Source organism: Ferrovibrio sp. (assembly GCF_035304305.1).
Classification (GTDB): Bacteria; Pseudomonadota; Alphaproteobacteria; order Ferrovibrionales; family Ferrovibrionaceae; genus Ferrovibrio.
On record NZ_DATGQG010000038.1, the window covers coordinates 1 to 21,912 of the forward strand.

Here is a 21,912-nt window from a genome sequence, read left to right on the forward strand (position 1 = left end):
GGCGGCGAAGCTGGTGAGAGCCGGCTTTACAGCCCCAGATAGGCCTGCCGGACGCGGTCGTCGTGCAGCAGTTCCTCGCCGCTGCCCTGCATGACGATGCGGCCGTTCTCCAGCACATAGGCGCGGTCGGCGAGCTTCAGCGACACGGCGACATTCTGCTCGACCAGGATCACTGTCATGCCGCGCTGCTCGTGCAGCAGTTTGATGATGCGGAACACCTCCTGCACGATCGCAGGCGCCAGGCCGAGCGAGGGCTCGTCGAACATGATCAGTTCGGGCTGGCTCATCAGGCAGCGGCCGATGGCCAGCATCTGCTGCTCGCCGCCCGACATGGTGCCGGCCGCCTGGTCGCGGCGCTCGGCCAGCTTCGGGAACAGCGCATAGACCTCTTCCAGCGTGGCCTTTTCCTTCGCCCGCGCGCGCGGCAGCAGGGCGCCCATCTGCAGGTTCTCGGCTACCGTCAGCGTCGGGAAGACCTGGCGGCCTTCCGCCACCTGGCCGATGCCGAGATTGCAGACCCTGTAGCTCGGCAGTCCGGCGATCTCCTCGCCCTGATAGCGGATGCTGCCGCGCCGCGGCGTCTCGATGCCGGCGATGGTGCGGATCAGGGTCGACTTGCCGGCGCCGTTGGCGCCGACGATGGCGACGATGCTGCCCCTGGGCACTTCCAGCGAGACGTCGTCCAGCGCCTGGGCGTCGCCGTAGAAGACATCGACATGGTCGAGGACGAGGCTCATACCGCGGCCTCCTCGCCGAGATAGCATTCCAGCACGGCCGGATCGCGCACCACCTGCTCGGGCGTGCCGTCGGCGATCACCTGGCCATGATGCAGCACGACGACCTGCTGCGACAGCGCCATCACGGCGCGCATGACATGCTCGATCAGCAGGATGGTCATGCCGGTTTTCGCATTGATCTCGCGGAAGACGGCGACCATCTGGTCGGTTTCGGTCGGGCGCAGGCCGGCCATCACCTCGTCCAGCAGCAGCAGCTTAGGCTCGCCGGCCAGCGCGCGCGCCACTTCCAGCCGCTTGCGCTCGGGCAGCGTGAGCTGCGCCGCCGGCTGGCCGCGCTTGTCCAGCATGCCGAGGCGGTCGAGCACGGCTTCCGCCTTGCGCTTCGCCGCCCGCACGTCGCGCTCGGCGCGCAGCGCGCCGACCAGCACGTTCTCCAGCGCCGTGAGTTCCTTGAACGGCTTCACGATCTGGAAGGTGCGGCCGATGCCGGCATGGCAGATCTGGTCCGGCCGCAGCCCGTCGATGCGCTTTCCGTCGAAGGTGATGCTGCCTTCGTCCGGGCGGAAGACGCCGGCGATCATGTTGAACACCGTCGTCTTGCCGGCGCCGTTCGGTCCGATCAGGCTGACGATGCCGCCCTGCGGCACCTCCAGCGAGGCCTGCCGCACCGCGCGCAGGCCGCGGAAGCTTTTCGAGATGCCCGAAACCGACAGCAGCGGCGCGCTCATGGCTTCTGCTCCAGGCCGAGGCGCTTGCGCAGCGGCGGCCAGATGCCGTGCGGCAGGTAGATGATCACCACCAGCAGGCAGATACCGTAGAAGACCTGCTTGATGCCGGGGATCTCGTAGCCCAGCGCATGCATCACCTCGGTGACGGTTTCCGCCAGTACGGTGAGCACGAAGGCGCCGAGGATCGGCCCGAACAGCGAGCCGACGCCGCCGATGATCGGACCGAGGATCAGTTCGATCGAGCGGCTGATGTTGAAGATCTGCTCGGGAAACAGGTTGTTGTAGTAGAAGGCGAAGAAGACGCCGCTGAGCGCCGTCATGCCGGCGGAGATGGCGACGGCGATCATCTTGTAGCGGAAGACGTTGATGCCCAGCGTCTGTGCCGCTTCCGGCTCTTCGCGGATTGCCAGCCAGTAATAGCCGATGCGGCCGGTCAGCAGCCAGCGGCAGAGCAGGAAGGCGCCGGCGGTGAGCGCCAGCAGGATGTAGTAGAACATGGTGGGCGAGCCGCGCAGGTTCGGCAGGTCGTTCACGCTGTACTGCTCGACCGGCAGGAAGAGGCCGCCCGAGCCGTTGACCCAGTCGAAGTGGTCAAAACCGATGCGGGTGAATTCGGCGAAGGCGATGGTCAGCAGGGCGAAATAGACGCCGCCGATGCCGAAGCGGAAGGCGAGGAAGCCGATGCCGAGGCCGAAGGCCATGGATATCGCGATGGCGACCCAGACGCCGGCCCAGGGACCGATGCCGAAATGCACGTAAAGCGCGGCCGCCGTATAGCCGCCGAGGCCGACATAGAGCGCATGGCCGAGGCTGAGCTGGCCCGCGAAGCCCATCATCACGTTCCAGGCCTGGCCGGTATAGGCGAAGTAGAGAATGATGACGAGGACGGAGAGGATGTAGGGGTCGACCAGCAGCGGCGCGACCAGCATCGCGGCCATGAGCAGGCCGAGCAGGATCAGCGCGCGCTTCGGCACGCCATCGACAAGACGGGCGATCATGCTTTGCGTCCCAGCAGGCCCTGCGGGCGGAAGAGCAGCACGAGGATCAGCAGCGCGACGGCGAACATGCTTTTCGCCGAGGGCGCGAAGAACAGGCCGGACATCGCTTCCGACAGGCCGATCAGGATGCCGCCGAGCAGCGCGCCGGGCATCGAGCCCAGTCCGCCGACGATGACGATGACGAAGGCCTGCAGGGTGAAGGCCGGACCGATGCTCGGCGTGGTGTCGATCAGCAGCACCATCATGGCGCCGGCGGCGCCGACGCAGGCCGAGCCGATGCCGAAGGTCAGGGCATAGAGCCGTCTGACGTTGAGGCCGACCACCAGGGCGCCGAGGTAGTTGTCGGCACAGGCGCGGATGGCGCGGCCGGTGCGGGTCAGCCTGAAGAAGGCGAACAGGCCGGCGGCGATCGCCAGCGCCAGCACGGCGGTGATCACGCGCACCTTGTCGACCAGCAACGGGCCGATCTCGACCGAGTCGAGCGAGTAGTCGACCAGAACGCTGCGCGCATCGGGGCCGAAGACCATCAGCAGCGCATTGACCATGATGATGGCCACGGCGGCGAGCAGGATGAACTGGCTGTGTTCCGGGCGGTTGACGAAGGGATTGATCAGGACCGCCTGCATGACATAGCCGAGCGCGAAGAGGATTACCGCGATCGGCACCATGGCCACCAGGGGGTCGATGTTCCAGGCGCCGAAGGCGACGATCGCGGCATAGCTCGCGATCGTCATCATCTCGCCATGGGCAAAGTTCACCACGCGCACGACGCCGAAGATGACCGACAGCCCGAGCGCCATCAGGCCGTAGACCAGCCCTGTCAGTATGCCCTGCAGGGCGACGTTGGCGATGAGTTCAGCAGGCATCGGTCATCTTCGGCAATCGTTGCGGTTACGCGGCTGTCAGCGCTTGCTCCAGCTCGGCAGCGGCAGCAGGAGGTTGTCTTCCGCGATGTCGAGCGGGAGGACCACCTTCGGCCGCTGGTCGAGGTTCTGCAGCGTGACCGACTTGATGTTGACGTTCTGGCCCTTCTCGTTGAACTGCAGCGTGCCGCCGGCCATCACGTGGTTTTCGATCCTGGTCTGGCGGATCGCGTCGGCCAGCGCCTTGCCGTCCGTGCTCTTGGCGCGGTTGAAGGCGTCGGCGGCGACCATCACGGCCTCGAACGAGAAGCCGACATTGAGTTCGAACATCTCGTTCTTGTAGGTCTTGGTGAACTCGTCCAGCAGCTTCTGGGTAAGCTGCGAACGCGGGTTGTACCACGGCACGTTGGTGATCATGCCGTTCGAGAACTTGCCCAGCGTCTTGTAGAACTGGCCCTCGTAGAAGCCCGGCGCGCCGGGGCTCATGACGATCTTCGGCTCCCAGCGCTGCTTGACCATCTCGCGCACCATCAGGATGGCGTCGTTCAGGCGCGTCACCGGCATCAGCATCTCGGCGCCGGTCGCCTTGGCCTTGGCGATCTCCACCGAGAGGTCCTTGGCCTGCGGGTCGTAGGCGATGGTCTCGACGATCTGGAAGGGCAGGTTGAAGCGCGGCGCCATCGCCTTGATCGCGCCGGCCATCGACTGGCCGAAAGTGTCGTTCACATGCATGAAGACGGCGGTCTTCGGCGTGATGCCGCTCTTCTCGAAGACGCCCTTCATCAGGTTCAGGCCGTCGCCGACCAGCATCGGCGCGGTCGGGAAGTTGCGGAAGACGAACTTGTAGCCCTGTTCGGTGATCTGCGGCGCGGCGGCCACGTTGATGATGTAGGGCACGCCCTTCTGCTCGGCGACCTGGGCGATGGCGGCCGACTGGCCGCTGTCGAAGGCGCCGATCAGCACATTGGCGCCGTCATTGATCAGCTTCTCGGCGCGGCTGCGCGCGACGTCGACGTTGGATTCGGTGTCGGCGCTCATGATCTCGATGTCGGCGCCCATGCCGAGCTGCTTCAGCACGCGCGGGGCGATGTCGATGCCGCGCTGGCAGGCGAGGCCGAGCTGGGCCTGGTAGCCCGAGCGCGGATGGATCGAGCCGATGCGCAGCTTGGCGCCCTGGGCACGGACGATGTTGAAGGGGCCGCTGCCGGCGAACAGGGCGGCGCCGGCGACGGTGCCGGCGGCGAACTGGCGGCGTGTAAGCTTGGTCATTTGCTGTTCCTCCCGTGGATTGTCAGCTTCTTCGACTTCTCTGGCCGCTGCTACCGGGCTGTTCCGGCGGCAGGCTTGTGGCGTGACGGTAGCGGATCGTCTTCCGCTGCGGAATGGACGGCGCCGCCGTTGCGCGCCGGGCCGATGAATTTCTGCAGCAGCTGCATCAGGGTCTGGTGTTCGGCCGGGGTGAGCGCGCCGGTGACATGGCGGTCATGCTCGGCGACGCGGGCGGTGAATTCGGCCATGCGGCGCTGGCCCTCGGGCGTCAGGAAGAGGCCGTAGGCGCGGCGGTCGCGCGGATCGGTGCGGCGCTCCACCAGGCCGAGCCGCTCCAGCCGGTCGACCATGGTCATGGCGCCCGAGCGGGCGACGCCCAGGGCCTCGCCCAGCCGGCTCTGCTGCAGGCCGGGATTGCGTTCGACGAGGATGAGGGCGGAGAACAGCGAGGGCGTGATGCCGGTCGGCGCCAGGCGGGCGTAGAAATCCTCCCAGACCCGCAGCTGCGCCAGGCGCAGCAGATAGCCGACATGCTGCGGCAGGCGGCCGTAATCCACCGCGGTGCCGGCAGGGGCCCCGCGCAGGCTGGTCCTGCTTCCGGTCCTGGTCGCTTTCAACGGTACCGCCGGCATGGGAATGCCTGTTCCTCCCCCACACGGTGTCTGCGCACCGCCGGCCGGGATTGTAAAGAAGCAGAATTGTAATGCAAGCGGACAATCCGGAATCCCGGCGTGTCGCGTCTCAGCCGGACTTGCGGCGATCCTCGCCGTAGCGGCGGTCGATGCGCTGGCGGCGTTCGTTCCCCGCCGCGATCTGCACCGTCTGGCGCCGGTCCGCCCTGCGGCGGCGCTCGCCCAGCCGGCGCCGGTCGGGGCCGACGAAGCTGCTGCTGCGGATGAAGCGGCGCGGCACCTGCAGCACATGCATCAGCCGCAGGATCAGCGCCTCCATCGCGACCGGCTTGACCACGATCTCGTTGACCCCGGCGTCGCGGGCGGCGGCCACCAGGGCGGTGTCTGGGGCTTCCGCCATCAGGATGATCGGCGTCTGGCCGCCCGAGGCGCGGTCGCGGCGCAGCCGGCGGGTGAAGCTGATGCCATCGCTGCCGGGCAGCCTGTTGTCCAGCAGCACCACGTTCGGGCTGTTCTGCAGCAGCTGGCGCTGCGCCTCGGCCGCGGTGCCGGCGACATGGATCACCGGAAAGCCCATGCCGAGCAGCACGTCGCGCAGGGCGCGGCGCAGGCCGCGATCGCCCTCGGCCACCAGGACGGAGGCGCGGCGGAAGGCGTTCGGATCGAGGCGCTGGGGCTTGGTCATGGCGGGCCTGTTCGCCCGCCAGTCTCTCCGCCAGCCCTTAACGAAGCGTTTGTGTCAGTCGCGGAGCAGTTCGTTAATGGAGGTTTTCGAGCGGGTCTGAGCGTCGACCCGCTTGACGATCACCGCGCAGTAGAGCGACGGGCCCGGCTCGCCGTTGGGCAGCGGCTTGCCCGGCAGGCTGCCCGGCACCACCACCGAATAGGCCGGCACGCGGCCCTGGAAGACCTCGCCGGTGGCGCGGTCGATGATCCTGGTGGAGGCGCCGAGATAGACGCCCATGGAGAGCACCGAGCCCTCCTCGACGATCACGCCCTCTGCCACCTCGGCGCGGGCGCCGATGAAGCAGTTGTCCTCGATGATCACCGGATTGGCCTGCAGCGGCTCGAGCACGCCGCCGATGCCGGCGCCGCCGGAGAGATGCACGTTCCTGCCGATCTGGGCGCAGGAACCGACGGTGGCCCAGGTGTCCACCATGGTGCCGCTGTCGACATAGGCGCCGAGATTGACGAAGCTCGGCATCAGCACCACGCCCGGCGCGATATAGGCTGCCCGGCGCACCACCGCGCCCGGCACGGCGCGGAAACCGGCGGCGCGGAAGCGCTGCTCGTTCCAGCCGGCGAATTTCGACGGCACCTTGTCGAACCAGTGCGCGCCGCCCGGCGCATCCGAGATCAGCATGTTGTCGGTGAGGCGGAAGGACAGCAGCACGGCCTTCTTGGCCCACTGGTTCACTTCCCATTTGCCGCCCGTCTTCTCGGCGACGCGCAGCCTGCCGTCGTCCAGCGCCTCCAGCGTCGCTTCCACGGCATCGCGGATCTCGCCTTTGGTCTGGAAATTGACCTGGTCGCGGTTGTCCCAGGCGGCGTCGATCACGGGCTGCAGCTGGCTCTTGAGGGCGGCGTCGGACATGGAAATTCCTCTTGCAGGCGTCACGGGAGGGCGCGAAATCCGCGAGACAATAGCCGCCGGGCCCTGCCAGTCAACCAGCGGCGGCGTTCAGCCCCGGGTCAGGTCGGTGAGGAAGGCGGTCAGATCGGGGGCGATGTGATGGATATGGCCGTCGCCGTCGTCCGGCGCCGACCAGGCCTCGTGGGTCGGAATCCACACCGTGGTCATGCCGAGCGCTGCCGCCGGCACCAGGTTGCGCGCCATGTCCTCCACCATCACCGCGCTGCGCGGATCGACCGCATGGGCGTCCAGCAGCCGGCGGTAGGGCGTCTCCTGCGGCTTCGGCAGGTATTGCGACGAAACGATGTCGAACACCGCCTCGAAATGATGCGCGATGCCGAGCCGCTGCAGCACGCGGTCGGCATGGGCGACGGTGCCGTTGGTGTAGATCATCTTGCGGCCGGGCAGGCGGTCGAGCGCGGCATCCAGCTCCGGCGCCGGCGGCACGACCGAAACGTCGATGTCATGCACGTATTCCAGGAAGGCGGCCGGATCGATGCCGTGTTCCACCATCAGGCCGCGCAGGGTCGTGCCATGGCGGTTGAAAAAGCCCTTCTGCTGCCGCTTGGCGTCCTCCAGCGCGATGCCGAAATGGCCGCAGATGAACTCGCCCATGCGCTGGTCGATCTGCGCGAAGAGGTTGCAGCGCGCCGGGTAGAGCGTGTTGTCCAGGTCGAAAATCCAGGTCTCGGCCCGACGCAGGGCGTCGCCGGCGAGAAAGGCGGTTTTGTCAGCAGCGGCAGGCATTTGAGGCGGCGTCATCACGGTTTCGCAGGATAGGACCTTCCGTCTAGAATGGCGAGCATCGGCGGCCGCGGATGCGGGCCGCGCGGGAGGGTTTGTTGGTCGCGCCGGGTCTGGCTTTGGGGCAGGAAGTGGCAGGGGAACAGGGCGAGGCTCAGATCGCACCGGCTGCTCTGGTGCCGCTTTTTCCCGGCCCCGCTGCCCTGCTGGATCACAAGGGCGGCGTGCTGGTTGCCAATGCGGCGGCCGAACCGCTGCTTTCCGCCATTGCCGGCGGCGCATTGCCGGCGCTTGCAGCCGCCATCGACGCCGCGCTGGGCGACGGTCGGCCGCGGCAGGAACATGCCGACCTGCCCGGTGCGCGCGGCGCGGCCCTGCAGGTCACGCTGATTCCCGCCGGCGGCGCGAACAGCACGACGCGGCAGGTGCTGCTCCTGGCGCGCGATACCACGCTGGAACGCAACCTGATCCAGGCACTGATGCAGTCGCGCCAGCTGTTCCGCGATCTGGTTGCCTGCTCGACGGATTTCGCCTGGGAGACCAGATCCGACGGCCGCTTCGGCTTCGTCTCGCCGCGCGGCGCGCTCGGCTATACCGCGCGCGAACTGGAAGGCCGCTCGGCGCGCGAGCTGGCGGCGCCGGACGATCCGGAAACGCCGGCGCCTGCCATCTGGCCCTTCGACGCCAATGCGCAGCTCGAGGCGGTGGAAGTCTTCCTGCAGCGCAAGGACGGCAGCATCGGCTGTTTCGAGGTGTCCTGCCTGCCGGTGCGCGACACCAGGGGCGAATGGCTCGGAACCCGCGGCGTGGCGCGCGACGTGACCGAGGCGCGCGAGCGGGTCGATGCGCTGCGCCGGGCGCAGAAGAAGCTCAACAAGCTGGCCAATACCGACGGCCTGACGGGCCTGCTCAACCGCCGCGCCTTCCTCGCCGAGCTGGACAAGCGGCTGGAACGGCATCGCCGCAACGGCCTGCGCGGCACGCTGATCTATTTCGACCTCGACAATTTCAAGAAGGTGAATGACGTGCGCGGCCACCAGACCGGCGATGCGGTGCTCAAGGCGGTGGCCGACGAGACGCGCCGCCTCGTGCGTGCGCTGGATCTCGCCTCCCGCATCGGCGGCGACGAGTTCCTGATCTGGCTGGAGGAGACCGGCCGCCCGGCGGCGGAATCGATTGCCCAGCGCCTTCACGAAGCCGGACGGCGGCTCGACCGCGAATTCGGCGTCGAGGGCTTTCCGCTTGGCCTCTCCGTTGGCGCGGTTTTCTCGCGGCTCGACCGGCCGGAGACGGCGGAGGCGCTGATCAGCCGCGCCGATGAGGCCATGTATGTGGCGAAGAAGGGCGGCAAGGGTCGCAGCCATATCGCGCCGCCGCCCGACGACGATGCGGGTGCGGCGTCATGAGCAGCATTCCCTACGACAAGGCCAAGGAACTCGCCGCCTCCGCCGACAAGTCGGTGCGGCTGCAGCTGGCGCAGCGCCGGGACATCCAGCCGGAGATTCTCTATTACCTCGCCGTCGACGAGGCGGAGGAGGTCCGCCGCGCCATCGCGGAGAACGAGGCGACGCCGGCCCAGGCCCATATCATCCTGGCCAACGATTCCTCCGAGGAGGTGCGCGCCCGGCTGGCGGAAAAGGTCGCCCGCCTGTTGCCTGAACTGCCGGACGACGAAGCCGGCAAGGCGCGCGAATACGCCATCCAGACGCTGGAACTGCTGGCGCGCGACGAACTGACCCGCATCCGCGCGGTGCTGTCGGAGGCGATCAAGGCGGCCGACCATGTGCCGCATCACCTGGTCAGGCAGCTGGCGCATGATGTCGAGCTGATCGTCTCGGCGCCGGTGCTGCAATTCTCGCCGCTGCTGACCGACGACGACCTGCGCGAGATCGTCGCCGGTGCGGCGCAGTCGGGCGCGCTCGCCGCCATCGCGCGACGCGTCGGGCTGTCCGGTCCGGTCTCGGATGCCATCGTGGCGACGCGCGACGTCTCCGCCGTCGCCGCGCTGCTGGCCAACGATTCCGCGCAGATTCGCGAGGAAACCCTGGACCTGATCCTCGATGCCGCGCCGGGCATCGAGCCCTGGCACGAGCCGCTGGTGCAGCGGCCGAACCTGCCGGGCAAGGCGGCCAAGCGCATCGCGGGCTTCGTTGCCGCCTCGCTGCTGACGCGGCTGGCCGGCCGCCGTGACCTGCCGGCCGACACGCTGGCCGAGCTGCGCCAGATCGTCGAGCAGCGCCTCGACGTGAAGCTGGAGGAGACGGCTGACGACCAGCCCTCGATGGCGGAGACCGAAGCCCGCGTCATGCAGCTGATCCGGGAGAACAAGCTCGACAACGACATGGTGCAGGATGCGGTCGAGCGCGGGGACCGCAATTTCGTGCTGCAGGCGCTGGTGCAGAACGGCCGCATTCCGCTCTCGGTGGTCCAGAAGGCTTTCGAGGCGCGCAACGGGCGGCTGATCACGGCGCTGGTCTGGCGCGCCAAGTTCACCATGCGCACGGCGGTGATGATCCAGCGGGATCTGGTGCGCGTGCCGCCGCGCCTGATGGTGAACGCGCGCAACGGCACGGATTACCCGATGACACGCGGCGAAATGGAAGACCAGCTCAGGATTCTGGGCCTCTAGGCGGCTGTTCGACCATGCATTACACGTCAGTGTTGCTGATCGCTGCCGGTCAGGCGGCGCTCTCGTCCACCACGCGCAGGCCCTGTTTTACCGCCTCGCGCAGCCGCAGCAGCTGCGCTGCCGTGGCGATGGCGATTTCGCCGGGATGCTTGCCCGAAACGCCGTCGATGCCGATCGGGCAGGTGAGTTTCACGATCTGCTGTTCCGGGATGCCGAGCTCGCGGAAGCGCTTCTCGAAGCGGGCGCGCTTGGTCTCCGAGCCGATCAGTCCGACATAGGCGAAGCGGTTCTCCTGCAGCGCTTTCGCGGCGATGCCGAGATCCAGCGCGTGATTGTGGGTCATGATCAGCAGCCAGCTGCCGTCCTCCAGGCCGGCGATCTCGCGTTCCGGCGCATTGGTGATCTCGACACTGACGCCGGGCGGCACATGGTCGGGGAACTGGTCGGCGCGCGGATCGAACCAGCGGATGCGGCAGGGCAGGGCGCTCAGCACCTGAACCAGCGCCCTGCCGACATGGCCGGCGCCGAACAGCGCGACGTTGAACAGGTCCGGCCGCTGCGGTTCGAACAGCAGCGTGACATGCCCGCCGCAGCATTGCCCCAGCGCGGGCCCGAGCGGAAACTTGCGCAGGCTCGGCCCCTGTTTGCCGCCCAGCATGTGGCGGGCGATCTCGATGGCGCGGAATTCGAGCGTGCCGCCCCCGATGCTGCCGATGCTGGTCTCGGGCGTCACCACCATCTTGGTCCCGGCCTCGCGCGGCGCCGAACCGTCGACGGCGGCAACCGTGACCAGCACGGCGGGAATGCCGCGCTGTTCCAGATCCGTCAGCGCATTCAGCCAGCCGCTCATTTCGCCGCCACCGCTTCGGGCGCGGCGGCCAGTTTGCGCTTCGCCGCCTCGATGGCCAGCAGCACGCGCTCCGGCGTTGCCGGCGCATCGAGATGGACGCGCTGCGTGCCGGCCGCGGCGGCCACCGCATCCTTGAGCGCCAGCCAGCCGGAGATCGCGAGCATCAGCGGCGGCTCGCCCACGGCCTTCGAGCGGAAGATCGTCTCGGCCGGATTGGGTTTGCCGTTGACCAGCCTGACGCGGAAATCCGCCGGCAGGTCGCGCGCGGTCGGAATCTTGTAGGTGCTCGGCGCATGGGTCCGCAGCCGGCCGTCAGCATCCCACCACAGTTCTTCCATGGTGAGCCAGCCGAGACCCTGCAGGTAGCCGCCCTCCACCTGCCCGAGATCGATGGCCGGGTTCAGGGAGTCGCCGCAATCATGCAGCAGGTCGGCGCGGGTGAAGCGGTATTCGCCGGTAAAGCAGTCGACCAGCACTTCGGTCGCTGCGACGCCATAGGCGAAATAGAAGAAGGGGCTTCCCCTGCGCGTGGTGCGGTCGAAATGGATGCCCGGCGTGGCGTAGTAGCCCGAGGCAGCCAGCGAGACACGGGCGATGTATGCGTTATGCACGGCCTCGGCGAAGGACATGACATTGCCGCCGCCCTGCAGCATGCCGTCCCTGAACCGGATGCCGTCCGGCGGCACGCCCAGAATTGGCGCGGCCACCTCGGCCAGCCGCCGGCGCAGGGTCAGCGCCGCCGCTTCCGCCGCCTTGCCGTTCATGTCGGCGCCCGATGACGCGGCGGTGGGAGAGGTATTCGGCACCTTGTCGGTGCGGGTGGCGGTGATGCGGATCTGCTCCAGTCCGATGCCGAGCACGTCGGCGACCACCTGCGCGACCTTGATATAGAGGCCCTGGCCCATCTCGGTGCCGCCGTGATTGAGCTGCACCGAGCCGTCCTCGTAGATCAGCACCAGCGCGCCAGCCTGGTTGAGGAAGCTCGTGGTGAACGAGATGCCGAACTTCACCGGGGTCAGCGCCAGGCCCTTCTTCAGATGCGGACTATGCGCATTGAAGGCGTCGATCTCCTGCCGGCGGCGGCGATAGTCGCTGCTGGCCAGCAGGTCTGCGAACAGCTCGGGCAGGATGTTGTCGCGGATCGTCTGGAAATACGGCGTGACGTTGCGTTCGGTCTTGCCGTAGAGATTGGCCAGCCGCACCTCAAGCGGATCGCGGCCCAGATGGCGCGCGATCTCGTCGATGACGTATTCGGTCGCCGCCATGCCCTGCGGCCCGCCGAAGCCGCGGAAGGCGGTGTTCGAAACCGTGTTGGTTCTGCAGCAGAGTCCCGTGATCGTCACATCGGGAATCCAGTAGCTGGAGTCGGCATGGAAGACGGCGCGGTCCACCACGGCGCCGGTCAGGTCGGCGGCCCAGCCGCCGCGCCCGGCCAGCAGCAGATCGTAGCCGAGGATGCGGCCCTCCGCGTCGAAGCCGACATCGTAGCGGACGAGGAAATCATGCCGCTTTCCGGTGACGATCATGTCCTCGTCGCGGTCGAGCCGCAGCTTGACCGGCTTCTGGGTACGATGGGCGAGCAGCGCGGCGATGCAGGCGAACTGGGCCGCCTGGCTTTCCTTGCCGCCGAAGCCTCCCCCCATGCGCCGGCATTCCACCGTGACGCTGTGCAGCGGTTTGCCCAGCACGCGGGCGACCAGCTTCTGGACTTCGGAAGGATGCTGGGTGGAGCAGTGCACGAAGGTGTCGCCACCCTCGCGCGGCTCGGCCAGGCTGACCTGTCCCTCGAGATAGAAGTGATCCTGACCGCCGAGATGCAGCTCGCCGTTCAGGCGATGCGGTGCGCGGGCGATGGCCTCCTGCGCGTTGCCGCGCTTCAGCTGCAGCGGCGGCAGCAGCAGGGATTGCTTCTCGACGGCCTCGGCCAGGTCGAGCAGCGGCGGCAGGTCCTCGTATTCCACCTTTACCAGCCTGGCCGCGCGCCGCGCCGTGGCGAGATCGCGGGCAGCGATCGCGGCGACCGGCTGGCCGTGGAACTCGATGGTGTCCTGAGCCAGCACCGGCTCGGGACGCACCACCGGCGCGATGTCCGGATCGCCCGGCACATCGGCCACCGTAATGACCGCAGCCACGCCCGGCACGGCCCGGGCCGCGCTGAGATCGATGCTCCTGATCCTCGCATGCACCCGGTCGCTGAGATGCAGGGCGGCATGCAGCAGGCCTTCCGGCTCGGGCAGGTCGTCGATGTAGCGCGCGCTGCCGGTGACATGCCGGGGCGCGCTGTCATGGGGAATCGGCCTGCGGGCGGCGGTCATTCGGCGGCCTCCAGGCGGATGCGCTGGCCGTTCGCTTCCAGCGCGAACTTGCGCAGCAGGTTCTGCGCCGCCAGCAGGCGGTATCCGGCGGAGGCGCGCATGTCGCTGAGGGGCCGGAAGTCCTCGGCCAGGGCCGCGACTGCCGCCTCGACATCCGGCAGCGATGCGCCGGTCAGCGCGGCCTCGGCCCTGAGTGCCCGGGCCGGAACGGCGGCCATGCCGCCATAGGCAATGCGCGCTTCCCTGACCGTGCCACCGTCGAGTTTCACATGGAAGGCGCCGAGCACGGCGGAGATGTCCTGGTCGAAGCGCTTCGAGAGCTTGTAGACCGCGAAGCGGCTGTCGGCGCCGGGCTTCGGCACGGTGACGCTTTCGACGATCTCGCCCGGCGCCAGCGCCGTCTTCCGGTAGCCGAGATAGAAGTCCTCCAGCGGCAGGCGCCGCGACCCCGCCCGGCCGCGCAGCGTGATCGTCGCGCCGAGCGCGATCAGGGGCGGCATGCTGTCGCCGATCGGGCTGCCATTGGCGATATTGCCGCCAAGGGTGCCGGAATTGCGGATCTGCACCGAGCCGAGGCGGCGGACCATCCGGGCGAAATCCGGATGCAGGCTTTCGATGGCGGCGAAGGCGTCGGCATAGGTGACGCCGGCGCCGATGGTGACGGCATGGCCGTCGTCGCTGATTTGCTGCAGCTCGGCGACGCGGCCGAGATACACGATGCTGCGTGGCTGGCGCTGCTGCTTGGTCACCCAGAGGCCGACATCGGTGCCGCCGGCCAGCAGCCAGCTTTTGCCGTCCGGCAGGGTCTCGAGCGTTTCGATCAGTTCATCGATGCTGCGCGGCGCGAGGAAATCGCCCGCCGCCGTGGAATGCCTGAGCATGCGCGTGCGTTTCAGCTGCCCGAGCTGCTGCAGCAGGGCGGCTTCCATCGCGGTGAAGCGGTCCTCGCGCGCGATCTCGAACATGCGGCGTCCCGCCTCGAGGATCGGGCGGTAGCCGGTGCAGCGGCAGAGATTGCCGGCCAGCGCATCTTTCAGGCTTTCGTCATCAGGCGTCACGCCATGATGGAAACAGGCGAACAGCGACATGACGAAGCCCGGCGTGCAGAAGCCGCATTGCGAGGCATGGGTCTCGACCATCGCCTGCTGGACGGGATGCAGGGCTTCGCCGTCCGCCAGATCCTCGACGGTGAACAATGCCTTGCCGTCGAGCTGGGCGACAAACAGGATGCAGGCGTTCACGGCGCGGTAGCGCAGGCGGCCATAGACGGCCTCGCCGATCACCACCGTGCAGGCACCGCAATCGCCCTCGGCGCAGCCTTCCTTGCTGCCGGTGCGGCGCAGCCGGAGGCGGAGATACTCGAGCACCGTCATGGTGTGGGGGACATCGGGCCCCACCGTCACCACCTGGCCGCGCGATACGAACCTCACGGGTTCGGACATGCTGCCTCCGGTCCCTGTTCCTCCCCGTCCCGGCGGGGCCGGGTCAGGTCATCAGATCGCTGCCGCGGAAGGCCCACCCGGTCATGCGCCGCTCGAACAGGGCCGCTACCGCATACATCAGCACGCCCATAATCGCCACGACGACCAGCCCGGCAAAGACCAGCGGCACATTGTAGCTCGAGGAGGCCGAAAGCATCAGGTAGCCGATACCCTCGTTGGACGCGACCGTCTCGGCGATCACCGAGCCGACAAAGGCGAGCGTGATGGCGATCTTCAGCGAGGCGAAAAGATAGGGCATGGCGCGCGGAAGTCCAATCTTGGTCAGGATTTCCAGCTTGCTGGCGCCCAGCGAGCGCAGCACGTCGCGCAGTTCCGGCTCGATGGTGGCAAGCCCGGTGGCGACGTTGACCACGATCGGGAAGAACGAGATCACGAAGGCGGTGATGATGGCGGGCACCGTGCCGATGCCGAACCAGATCACCAGCACCGGCACCAGCGCCACCTTGGGGATGGAGTTGAAGCCGACGAGCACGGGATAGAGCCCGTTGTAGACGAATTTCGAGGCGCCGATGGCGATCCCGAGCAGCGCGCCGCCGACCACGCCGAGCACGAAGCCGGCGGTGGTGGTGTACAGCGTCTGCAGCGAATGGTGCAGGATCTGCGGCGCGAACTGCACGCTGGTCTCGAAGACCAGCGTCGGCCGCGGCAGGATGAAGGGCTCGATGCCGGTGACGATGCAGACCGCTTCCCAGAGCACGAAGAGGCCGATGGTCACCAGCCATGGCATGGCTTTCAGCAGCGCTCGTTCGCCGGTCACGACACCCTCACCGAATGGATATGCTCGCGCAGTTCATGCACGATGGAACCGAAATACGGCTCGAAGGTGGTGTCCAGCGTGCGGGGGCGCGGAATGTCCACCTCCCGGGTCAGAATCACCCGGCCGGGCCGCTTGCTCATCACGAAGACCCGGTCGGCGAGATAGACCGCCTCGCGCAGGTCATGGGTGATGAGGATCGCGGTGAAGCGCTTCTCCATCCACAGCGCCTGCATCACGGCCCACAATTCCTCGCGGGTGAAGGCGTCCAGCGCCGCGAAGGGCTCGTCCAGCATCAGCAGCCGCGGATTGTGGATGATGGCGCGGCAGAGATTGGCACGCTGCTGCATGCCGCCGGACAGCTGCCACGGCGCCTTCTCGGCGAATTCGGTGAGGCCGACGGTGCTGAGCAGCGCCATTGCCTGGTCGACATAGGCCTTGCGCTCGCTGCGCAGCCGGCGCTTGTGCGGCTCGACGATCTCGAGCGGCAGCATGACGTTGTCGAGCGTGCTGCGCCAGGGCAGCAGGGTGGAGTTCTGGAATGCCATGCCGACGCCCTGGACGGGGCCCTTCACCGGCTTGCCGCCGATGGTGATGCTGCCGGCGGTCGGATTGAGCAGGCCAGTCACCAGCTTCATCAGCGTGGACTTGCCGCAGCCCGACGGCCCGACCACGGCGACGAACTCGCCTTCCCTGATGTCGAGCGAGAGATCCTCGACCGCGAGCGTCTGCTCCTCGGCCATCCGGTAGACGAGGCTGACCCCGTTGATCTTGACGAAAGCCGGTCCCTGCATCATGCAAGCCCTCGGACAAACCCGGTGCGGCATCGCGCAACTCTGCGGCCGCCCCGTCGAACACACACCTGCATGATGCGCCTGATCCCCCTGGAAATCCCCGCGACTCGTTCTTTTGCGCCGCACACAAACAGAAATTGTAAACACTGTTGCCGTTGAATTGTAAATCTTTTTTGCCTGCCTCTTTTCCGTGCGACAGGAGCAAACGATGAGCAGCGAGGCGCGCGGCGTCGCGTGGCGGATCAGCGCATTTTTCGCGGCTTTCTTCCTGGTGCCCGGCGTGCATCTGCCCTTCTGGTCGGTATGGCTGGAATCGCGCGGCCTGAACGCGACGGAGATCGCCATCGTGATGTCCTCGGCGATCCTGCTGCGACTCGTGGCGGGGCCGGCGGCGGCGCATCTGGTCGATCGCAGCAGCGCGCGCCGCCAGGCGATCATTCTGCTCGCCTGGGGCAGCGTCGCCGTCTTTACCGCCTACTGGTGGGCCGAGGGCTTCTGGCCGATCTTCCTGCTCGGCCTGCTGCACGGCATCCTCTGGTCGCCGATCACGCCGCTCACCGAAAACATCGCGCTGCTCTCGGCCGCCCGCTTCGGCGTGCAGTATGGCCGCATGCGGCTCTGGGGTTCGGTGAGCTTCCTCGTCGCCGCCTATCTTTCGGGACTGTGGCTGAAGGGCCGCCCGGACGACTGGATCCTCGCGCTGCTGTTCGCCGGCACGTTCGTCATGGCATGCTGCAGCCACCTGCTGCCCGATATCCGCCTGCCGCTCGACCGGCCCAAGCTTGGCGCACCCGCCAGGCTGCTGCTGCGCAGCAGACTGTTCCTTGCCTTCCTCGGCGCCAATGCCTGCCTGCAGGCGACCCATGCCATGTTCTACACCTTCGGCACGCTGCACTGGCGCGGCGCGGGACTGAGCGATGCGCAGATCGGTTTCCTCTGGGCCGAGGGCGTGCTGGCGGAGGTGATCCTGTTCGCCGCCGGCCAGCGCGTGGCGCTGAAGGTGGGCGGCGCCGGCCTGCTGCTGCTCGCCTGCGCGGGCGGCGTGCTGCGCTGGGGCCTGACCGGCGTGGTGGAGGATTTCCCGGCGCTGGTGGTGCTGAACCTGCTGCATGCCGCGACCTTCGGCTGCGCCCATCTCGGCGCCATGCGGCTGATGGCCGAGGGCGTCGATCCCGACGTCTCGGCGACCGCGCAGAGCCTTTATACCGCGGCCAATTCGGCGATGCTGGCGCTGGCGACCCTGGCGATAGGGCCGGTCTTTGCCGCGATCGGCGGCCTTGCCTATGTGACGATGCTGCCACTGTCGCTGGCCGGCGGCGCCTGCGCCTGGCTGCTGTGGCGCCGCCGGAACCGGCTGCGGTTTGCCTGAGACATCGCGGCGGAAAACAGATGCGCCCCGGCCGGTTTCCCGGGCCGGGGCGCGAATGGACCCGGATCCGCGCGGGTATTGCGCGGAGTGGATCAGTCCTTGGCGCGCTCCATGTAGACGCCGCCTTCCTGGATGTTGATCACGATGCGCACGCCTGCGGTGATATGCGGCGGCACCATGACGCGCTGGCCGTTGGAGACGATCGCCGGCTTGTAGGAGGAGGAGGCCGTCTGGCCCTTCACCGTCGGCTCGGTTTCGGTGATCTCCATCACCACGGTCTGCGGCAGGGTGACCGAAACCGGCCTGCCCTCATAGAGCGCGATCTCGACATGCATGCCGTCCTGCAGCCAGACCGCCTGGTCGCCCACCACGTCGGCCGGCACCGGGATCTGCTCGTAGGTCTCGATATCCATGAAGGTGATCGTGTCGCCCTCGGTGAACAGGTACTGGAATTCGCGGGTGTCGATGAAGACGCGCTCGACCGACTCGGTGGTGCGGTAGCGCTCGGTGGTCTTCAGGCCGGTCGCCAGGTCGCGCAGATCGAGCTGCGTCACCGGCGTGCCCTTGCCGGGCTGGATGTTCTGGGCGGTCAGCACGGCGAAAAGCTTACCGTTGATCTCGACCACGTTGCCCTTGCGCAACTGGTTGGCGTTCACCTTGGCCATACATGTCTCTCCGGAAACGAATAGCGGGCCCCGAGCTTGCTGCGGACCCGCTTGCGAAAATGCCGGGCGGAAACTATCAGGTCGGATATTCCTTCTCAACCCGGGTCAGCGCGAAAATGCAGGATGGCGGCAGTTCGGGACGGGCGCCCTGGTGGCGGCCCGACATCTATGCCCGGCGGCGGCCGAATCTGCAGGTGCGCCAGGCCGTCCTGCGCGCCATCCGCGACTGGTTTTCCGGCGAAGGTTTCGCTGAGGTGGAGACCCCGGCGCTCCAGGTTTCGCCCGGGCTGGAGCCGCATCTGAAGGCCTTCGCCACCGAGCTGGAACTTCCGGGCGGCGAGCGGCAGACGCTCTATCTCCATACCTCGCCGGAATTCGCCATGAAGAAGCTGCTGGCCGCCGGCGAGGACAGGCTGTTCCAGCTGGCGCCGGTCTTCCGCAATGGCGAGCGCGCCGCCCTGCATCATCCCGCCTTCCTGATGCTGGAATGGTACCGCGCCGGCGAGGATTACCGCCGGATCATGGAGGATTGCGAGCAGCTGCTGCGGGCGGTGGCCCGGGCAGCGCAGCGGCCCGTGCTGCGCTGGCAGGGGCAGGAGGCCGTGATCGACCGGCCGTGGCAGTATCTGACCGTGCATGAGGCGCTCGCGCGTTTCGCCGGCCTCGATCTTGCCGCCTGCATCGGCACCGATCCGCTGCAGCCCGATCTTGCCGCCATGCGCCAGGCCTGCCAGCGCATCGGCGTGCGCGTCTCCGACGGCGACAGCTGGGACGACCTCTATTTCCGCGTCGCGCTGGAGAAGGTGGAGCCGCATCTCGGTATCGGCGCGCCCTGCATCCTTTACGATTATCCGATCCACATGGCGGCGCTCAGCAGGCCGAAACAGGATGCGCCGCATCTGGCGGAACGCTTCGAGCTCTATGCCTGCGGCGTGGAACTCGCCAATGCGTTTTCCGAACTCACCGACGCGGCCGAGCAGGACCGCCGCTTCAGGGCCGATATGGCGCTGAAGAAGCAGCTCTACGGCTACGATTACCCGGTCGATGCAGATTTCATCGCCGCGCTGGAGCATGGCCTGCCCGACTGCGCCGGCATCGCACTCGGCGTCGATCGCCTGATCATGCTGCTGACCGGCGCGGACCGGATCGAGGAGGTGCTGTGGCTGCCGGTGAGCGAATGACGACGGCGCGGGCCGCCACGATACTCCTTCTGCTGGTCGTCGCCGCCTGCGCGCCGCGGCAGCTGCCGCAGCTGCCGCCCCCGCCGGTGGTGGCGCCGTCGGGCGATCTGCGGCTCTGGCCGAACCGGGATGCCATCCAGTCCGCCTGCCTCAACGATCTCGCCGCCACCGGGGCCGAATTCGAGCTGATCGCCCAGGCCCAGCCGGGGAAGGGCGGCTGCACGCTGGTCAACGGCGTGCGGCTGATCCGCACCGGTGTGCCGCTGAACCGGCCGGTGGAAGTGACCTGTCCACTGGCGCTGCGGCTGATGCAGTTCGAGCGCGAGGTGATGCAGCCCGAGGCCTTGCGCGTGTTCGGCAAGCCGCTGGGCAGTATCAATCACGCCGGCGGTTTCAACTGTAAGCGCATGACCGGCAACGGCGCCCGGATCAGCGAACATGGCCATGGCCGCGCCATCGACATCTGGGGTTTCACCCTGGCGGACGGCACGCGGATTTCGATCGCCGACCACTTCCGCGCCCGCGGGCGGGAAGGCGATTTCCTGCGGCAGGTCAGCCGGCAGGCCTGCCGCTATTTCTCGGTGGTGCTGGGGCCCAATGCCGATGCCAGCCATGCCAAGCATTTCCACTGGGATATCAGCCAGTGGAAGCGCTGCGGGGCGTAAGGCCAATATACAGGCCCGCAGATGGCGCAACAGCTGAACATCCAGTCGGTGGCAATGGCGAACCTGCAGCCCAGCATTTATCTCCAGCTTCTGCGCTGGGCGGCGTTCAGGGGTGCCAGGCGGCGACTGAATCGCAGCCCAGACGCCGGAAGCCGCGCAATTTGTTCTTGACGGCGCCGCAGCCGCGCCGTATGACGCCTCGTCTTCGTGGTGATTTGAGCCGACCGGCTTGCGGACCACGTTAAACAAACCGCTAAAAGGTCGGGTGGTTTGACGAAACCCCGGGCCTGCGGTGCCGGGGTTTTTTGTTGCCCCCGCAGCGCGGTCCGGCCGAGACGATGGGCGCAGGACGATGGACGACGCGAGCGGCGGCAAAGGGAAAAACACTCAGGGCTGGCGGCTGGCCACCCGCATGGTGCGCGGCGCCACGCAGCGTTCACCTTATGGCGAGACCTCGGAAGCCCTGTTCCTCAATTCCGGCTTCACCTACGAGAATGCCGAGGCCGCGGAGGCACGGTTCAAGGGCGAGCAGCCCGGCTTCGTTTACAGCCGCTACGAAAACCCCACGGTGCGGATGTTCGAGCAGCGCATGGCGCTGATCGAGGGCGCCGAGGATGCGCGCGCCACCGCGAGCGGCATGGCCGCGGTGAATGCCGCGCTTACCTGCCAGCTGCGCGCCGGCGACGAGATCGTCTGCTCGCGCGCGGTCTTCGGGTCGATCGCCTATATCGTCAACGACCTGCTGCCGCGCTTCGGCGTGAAGAGCACCATGGTCGACGGCACCGATCTGGCGCAGTGGGAGGCGGCGATCACGCCGCGCACCAGGGTCGTATTCCTGGAGACGCCGGCCAATCCGACCCTGGAACTGGTCGACATTGCCGCGGTTGCCGCGCTGGCGCACCGGCATGGCGCGCGGCTGGTGATCGACAATGTGTTCGCCACCCCGGTGCTGCAGAAGCCGCTGGAACTGGGCGCCGATATCGTCGTCTATTCCGCCACCAAGCATATCGATGGCCAGGGCCGCTGCTTGGGCGGCATCGTGCTCGGCCCGAAAAGCTTCATCGAGGACGAACTTGCCCCCTACCTGAAGCATACTGGCCCGGCGCTGAGCCCGTTCAACGCCTGGGTGCTGCTCAAGGGGCTGGAAACCCTGGAACTGCGGGTGGCCCGCCATGTGTCGAATGCCGCGAGCGTGGCGGATGCCCTGGCGGCCCATCCGCAGGTGGCAAAGCTGATCTACCCGGGCCGACCGGATCACCCCCAGCATGCCCTTGCCCGGCGCCAGATGAGCGCCGGCGGCGGCATGATCGCCTTCGCCCCGAAAGGCGGCAAGGCGGCGGCCTTCAGGTTCCTTAATGCGTTGAAAATAATCGATATTTCGAACAATCTGGGGGATGCGAAGAGTCTGGTCACACATCCCGCGACGACAACCCACCAGAGGTTGAGCGAGGAGGAGCGTGCGCGGCTCGGTATCAGTGATGACCTGCTGCGACTGTCGGTTGGGCTGGAAGATCCCCGGGACCTGATCGAGGATCTGTTACAGGCCCTTGAAAATGCAAGTTGATCTGTGTTGCCCATCTGCCA

At 67.5% G+C, this 21,912-nt stretch carries 21 protein-coding genes and 1 riboswitch; of the genes, 6 read left to right on the forward strand and 15 right to left on the reverse strand.

All coding sequences use genetic code 11. The features are described 5' to 3' along the window. Window positions 1-26: 26 nt before the first annotated feature. The 9 genes from VKZ87_RS04405 to VKZ87_RS04445 form a co-directional block, all read right to left on the reverse strand. Window positions 27-737: an ABC transporter ATP-binding protein gene (locus VKZ87_RS04405; RefSeq protein WP_324220037.1), complete on the reverse strand. Its 711-nt coding sequence runs from the start codon at window positions 735-737 to the stop codon at window positions 27-29. Further along, entirely contained in the window at window positions 734-1,465 is a 732-nt protein-coding gene (locus tag VKZ87_RS04410) for an ABC transporter ATP-binding protein (RefSeq protein ID WP_324220038.1), read from the reverse strand. Before VKZ87_RS04410 ends, VKZ87_RS04405 begins: the two co-directional genes overlap by 4 nt. After that, entirely contained in the window at window positions 1,462-2,463 is a 1,002-nt protein-coding gene (locus tag VKZ87_RS04415; RefSeq protein WP_324220039.1) for a branched-chain amino acid ABC transporter permease, read from the reverse strand. Before VKZ87_RS04415 ends, VKZ87_RS04410 begins: the two co-directional genes overlap by 4 nt. Then, entirely contained in the window at window positions 2,460-3,329 is an 870-nt protein-coding gene (locus VKZ87_RS04420) for a branched-chain amino acid ABC transporter permease (protein WP_324220040.1), read from the reverse strand. The genes VKZ87_RS04415 and VKZ87_RS04420 overlap by 4 nt, the downstream gene beginning before the upstream one ends. Window positions 3,330-3,365: 36 nt before the next feature. Next, entirely contained in the window at window positions 3,366-4,595 is a 1,230-nt protein-coding gene (locus VKZ87_RS04425; RefSeq protein WP_324220041.1) for an ABC transporter substrate-binding protein, read from the reverse strand. 50 nt (window positions 4,596-4,645) lie between these two features. Continuing rightward, window positions 4,646-5,212, reverse strand: a complete 567-nt coding sequence (locus VKZ87_RS04430; RefSeq protein WP_324220042.1) for a MarR family winged helix-turn-helix transcriptional regulator — start codon at window positions 5,210-5,212, stop codon at window positions 4,646-4,648. Between the two features lie 124 nt (window positions 5,213-5,336). Then, window positions 5,337-5,912: a response regulator gene (locus VKZ87_RS04435; protein ID WP_324220043.1), complete on the reverse strand. Its 576-nt coding sequence runs from the start codon at window positions 5,910-5,912 to the stop codon at window positions 5,337-5,339. Between the two features lie 54 nt (window positions 5,913-5,966). Further along, the gene (dapD, locus tag VKZ87_RS04440) at window positions 5,967-6,821 is read right to left on the reverse strand and encodes a 2,3,4,5-tetrahydropyridine-2,6-dicarboxylate N-succinyltransferase (RefSeq protein ID WP_324220044.1); all 855 of its coding nucleotides are present in this window, start codon (window positions 6,819-6,821) and stop codon (window positions 5,967-5,969) included. A gap of 87 nt (window positions 6,822-6,908) precedes the next feature. Beyond that, window positions 6,909-7,607, reverse strand: a complete 699-nt coding sequence (locus VKZ87_RS04445) for a pyrimidine 5'-nucleotidase (protein WP_324220045.1) — start codon at window positions 7,605-7,607, stop codon at window positions 6,909-6,911. 95 nt (window positions 7,608-7,702) lie between these two features. Here VKZ87_RS04445 and VKZ87_RS04450 point away from each other — a divergent pair, with 95 nt between their 5' ends. Together VKZ87_RS04450 and VKZ87_RS04455 are read left to right on the forward strand one after the other, a co-directional pair. Beyond that, window positions 7,703-9,010 carry a sensor domain-containing diguanylate cyclase gene (locus tag VKZ87_RS04450; RefSeq protein WP_324220046.1) on the forward strand — a complete coding sequence of 436 codons (1,308 nt, stop codon included), beginning with the start codon at window positions 7,703-7,705 and terminating at the stop codon, window positions 9,008-9,010. Then, window positions 9,007-10,233 carry a DUF2336 domain-containing protein gene (locus VKZ87_RS04455; RefSeq protein ID WP_324220047.1) on the forward strand — a complete coding sequence of 409 codons (1,227 nt, stop codon included), beginning with the start codon at window positions 9,007-9,009 and terminating at the stop codon, window positions 10,231-10,233. Before VKZ87_RS04450 ends, VKZ87_RS04455 begins: the two co-directional genes overlap by 4 nt. Window positions 10,234-10,282: 49 nt before the next feature. On the opposite strand, the gene xdhC is transcribed toward VKZ87_RS04455, so the two are convergent. Genes xdhC through VKZ87_RS04480 form a run of 5 tightly spaced genes read right to left on the reverse strand, consistent with a single transcriptional unit; the run spans window position 10,283 to window position 16,451 of the window. Further along, entirely contained in the window at window positions 10,283-11,083 is an 801-nt protein-coding gene (gene xdhC, locus VKZ87_RS04460) for a xanthine dehydrogenase accessory protein XdhC (protein ID WP_324220048.1), read from the reverse strand. Further along, on the reverse strand, window positions 11,080-13,398 hold the full coding sequence (gene xdhB, locus VKZ87_RS04465; protein ID WP_324220049.1) for a xanthine dehydrogenase molybdopterin binding subunit: 2,319 nt from the start codon (window positions 13,396-13,398) through the stop codon (window positions 11,080-11,082). Before xdhB ends, xdhC begins: the two co-directional genes overlap by 4 nt. Then, window positions 13,395-14,840 carry a xanthine dehydrogenase small subunit gene (gene xdhA, locus VKZ87_RS04470; RefSeq protein ID WP_324220050.1) on the reverse strand — a complete coding sequence of 482 codons (1,446 nt, stop codon included), beginning with the start codon at window positions 14,838-14,840 and terminating at the stop codon, window positions 13,395-13,397. Before xdhA ends, xdhB begins: the two co-directional genes overlap by 4 nt. Window positions 14,841-14,883: 43 nt before the next feature. Next, entirely contained in the window at window positions 14,884-15,657 is a 774-nt protein-coding gene (locus VKZ87_RS04475; RefSeq protein WP_324220051.1) for an ABC transporter permease, read from the reverse strand. Then, window positions 15,654-16,451, reverse strand: coding sequence for an ABC transporter ATP-binding protein (locus tag VKZ87_RS04480; protein WP_324220052.1), 798 nt, complete (start codon window positions 16,449-16,451; stop codon window positions 15,654-15,656). The genes VKZ87_RS04475 and VKZ87_RS04480 overlap by 4 nt, the downstream gene beginning before the upstream one ends. A 205-nt stretch (window positions 16,452-16,656) precedes the next feature. Here VKZ87_RS04480 and VKZ87_RS04485 point away from each other — a divergent pair, with 205 nt between their 5' ends. Further along, on the forward strand, window positions 16,657-17,817 hold the full coding sequence (locus VKZ87_RS04485) for an MFS transporter (protein WP_324220053.1): 1,161 nt from the start codon (window positions 16,657-16,659) through the stop codon (window positions 17,815-17,817). A gap of 92 nt (window positions 17,818-17,909) precedes the next feature. Here VKZ87_RS04485 and efp read toward each other — a convergent pair whose 3' ends face one another. Further along, window positions 17,910-18,482 carry an elongation factor P gene (gene efp / locus VKZ87_RS04490; protein WP_324220054.1) on the reverse strand — a complete coding sequence of 191 codons (573 nt, stop codon included), beginning with the start codon at window positions 18,480-18,482 and terminating at the stop codon, window positions 17,910-17,912. A 59-nt stretch (window positions 18,483-18,541) separates the two neighbouring features. On the opposite strand from efp, the gene epmA reads away from it, so the two are divergent. The 3 genes from epmA (at window position 18,542) to metZ (ending at window position 21,892) form a co-directional block, all read left to right on the forward strand. Beyond that, window positions 18,542-19,663, forward strand: a complete 1,122-nt coding sequence (epmA, locus tag VKZ87_RS04495; protein ID WP_324220055.1) for an EF-P lysine aminoacylase EpmA — start codon at window positions 18,542-18,544, stop codon at window positions 19,661-19,663. Beyond that, on the forward strand, window positions 19,660-20,328 hold the full coding sequence (locus VKZ87_RS04500; RefSeq protein ID WP_324220056.1) for an extensin family protein: 669 nt from the start codon (window positions 19,660-19,662) through the stop codon (window positions 20,326-20,328). The genes epmA and VKZ87_RS04500 overlap by 4 nt, the downstream gene beginning before the upstream one ends. Window positions 20,329-20,525: 197 nt before the next feature. After that, window positions 20,526-20,605: riboswitch (SAM riboswitch) on the forward strand. 75 nt (window positions 20,606-20,680) lie between these two features. Then, entirely contained in the window at window positions 20,681-21,892 is a 1,212-nt protein-coding gene (gene metZ / locus VKZ87_RS04505) for an O-succinylhomoserine sulfhydrylase (protein ID WP_324220057.1), read from the forward strand. Window positions 21,893-21,912: the final 20 nt, after the last annotated feature.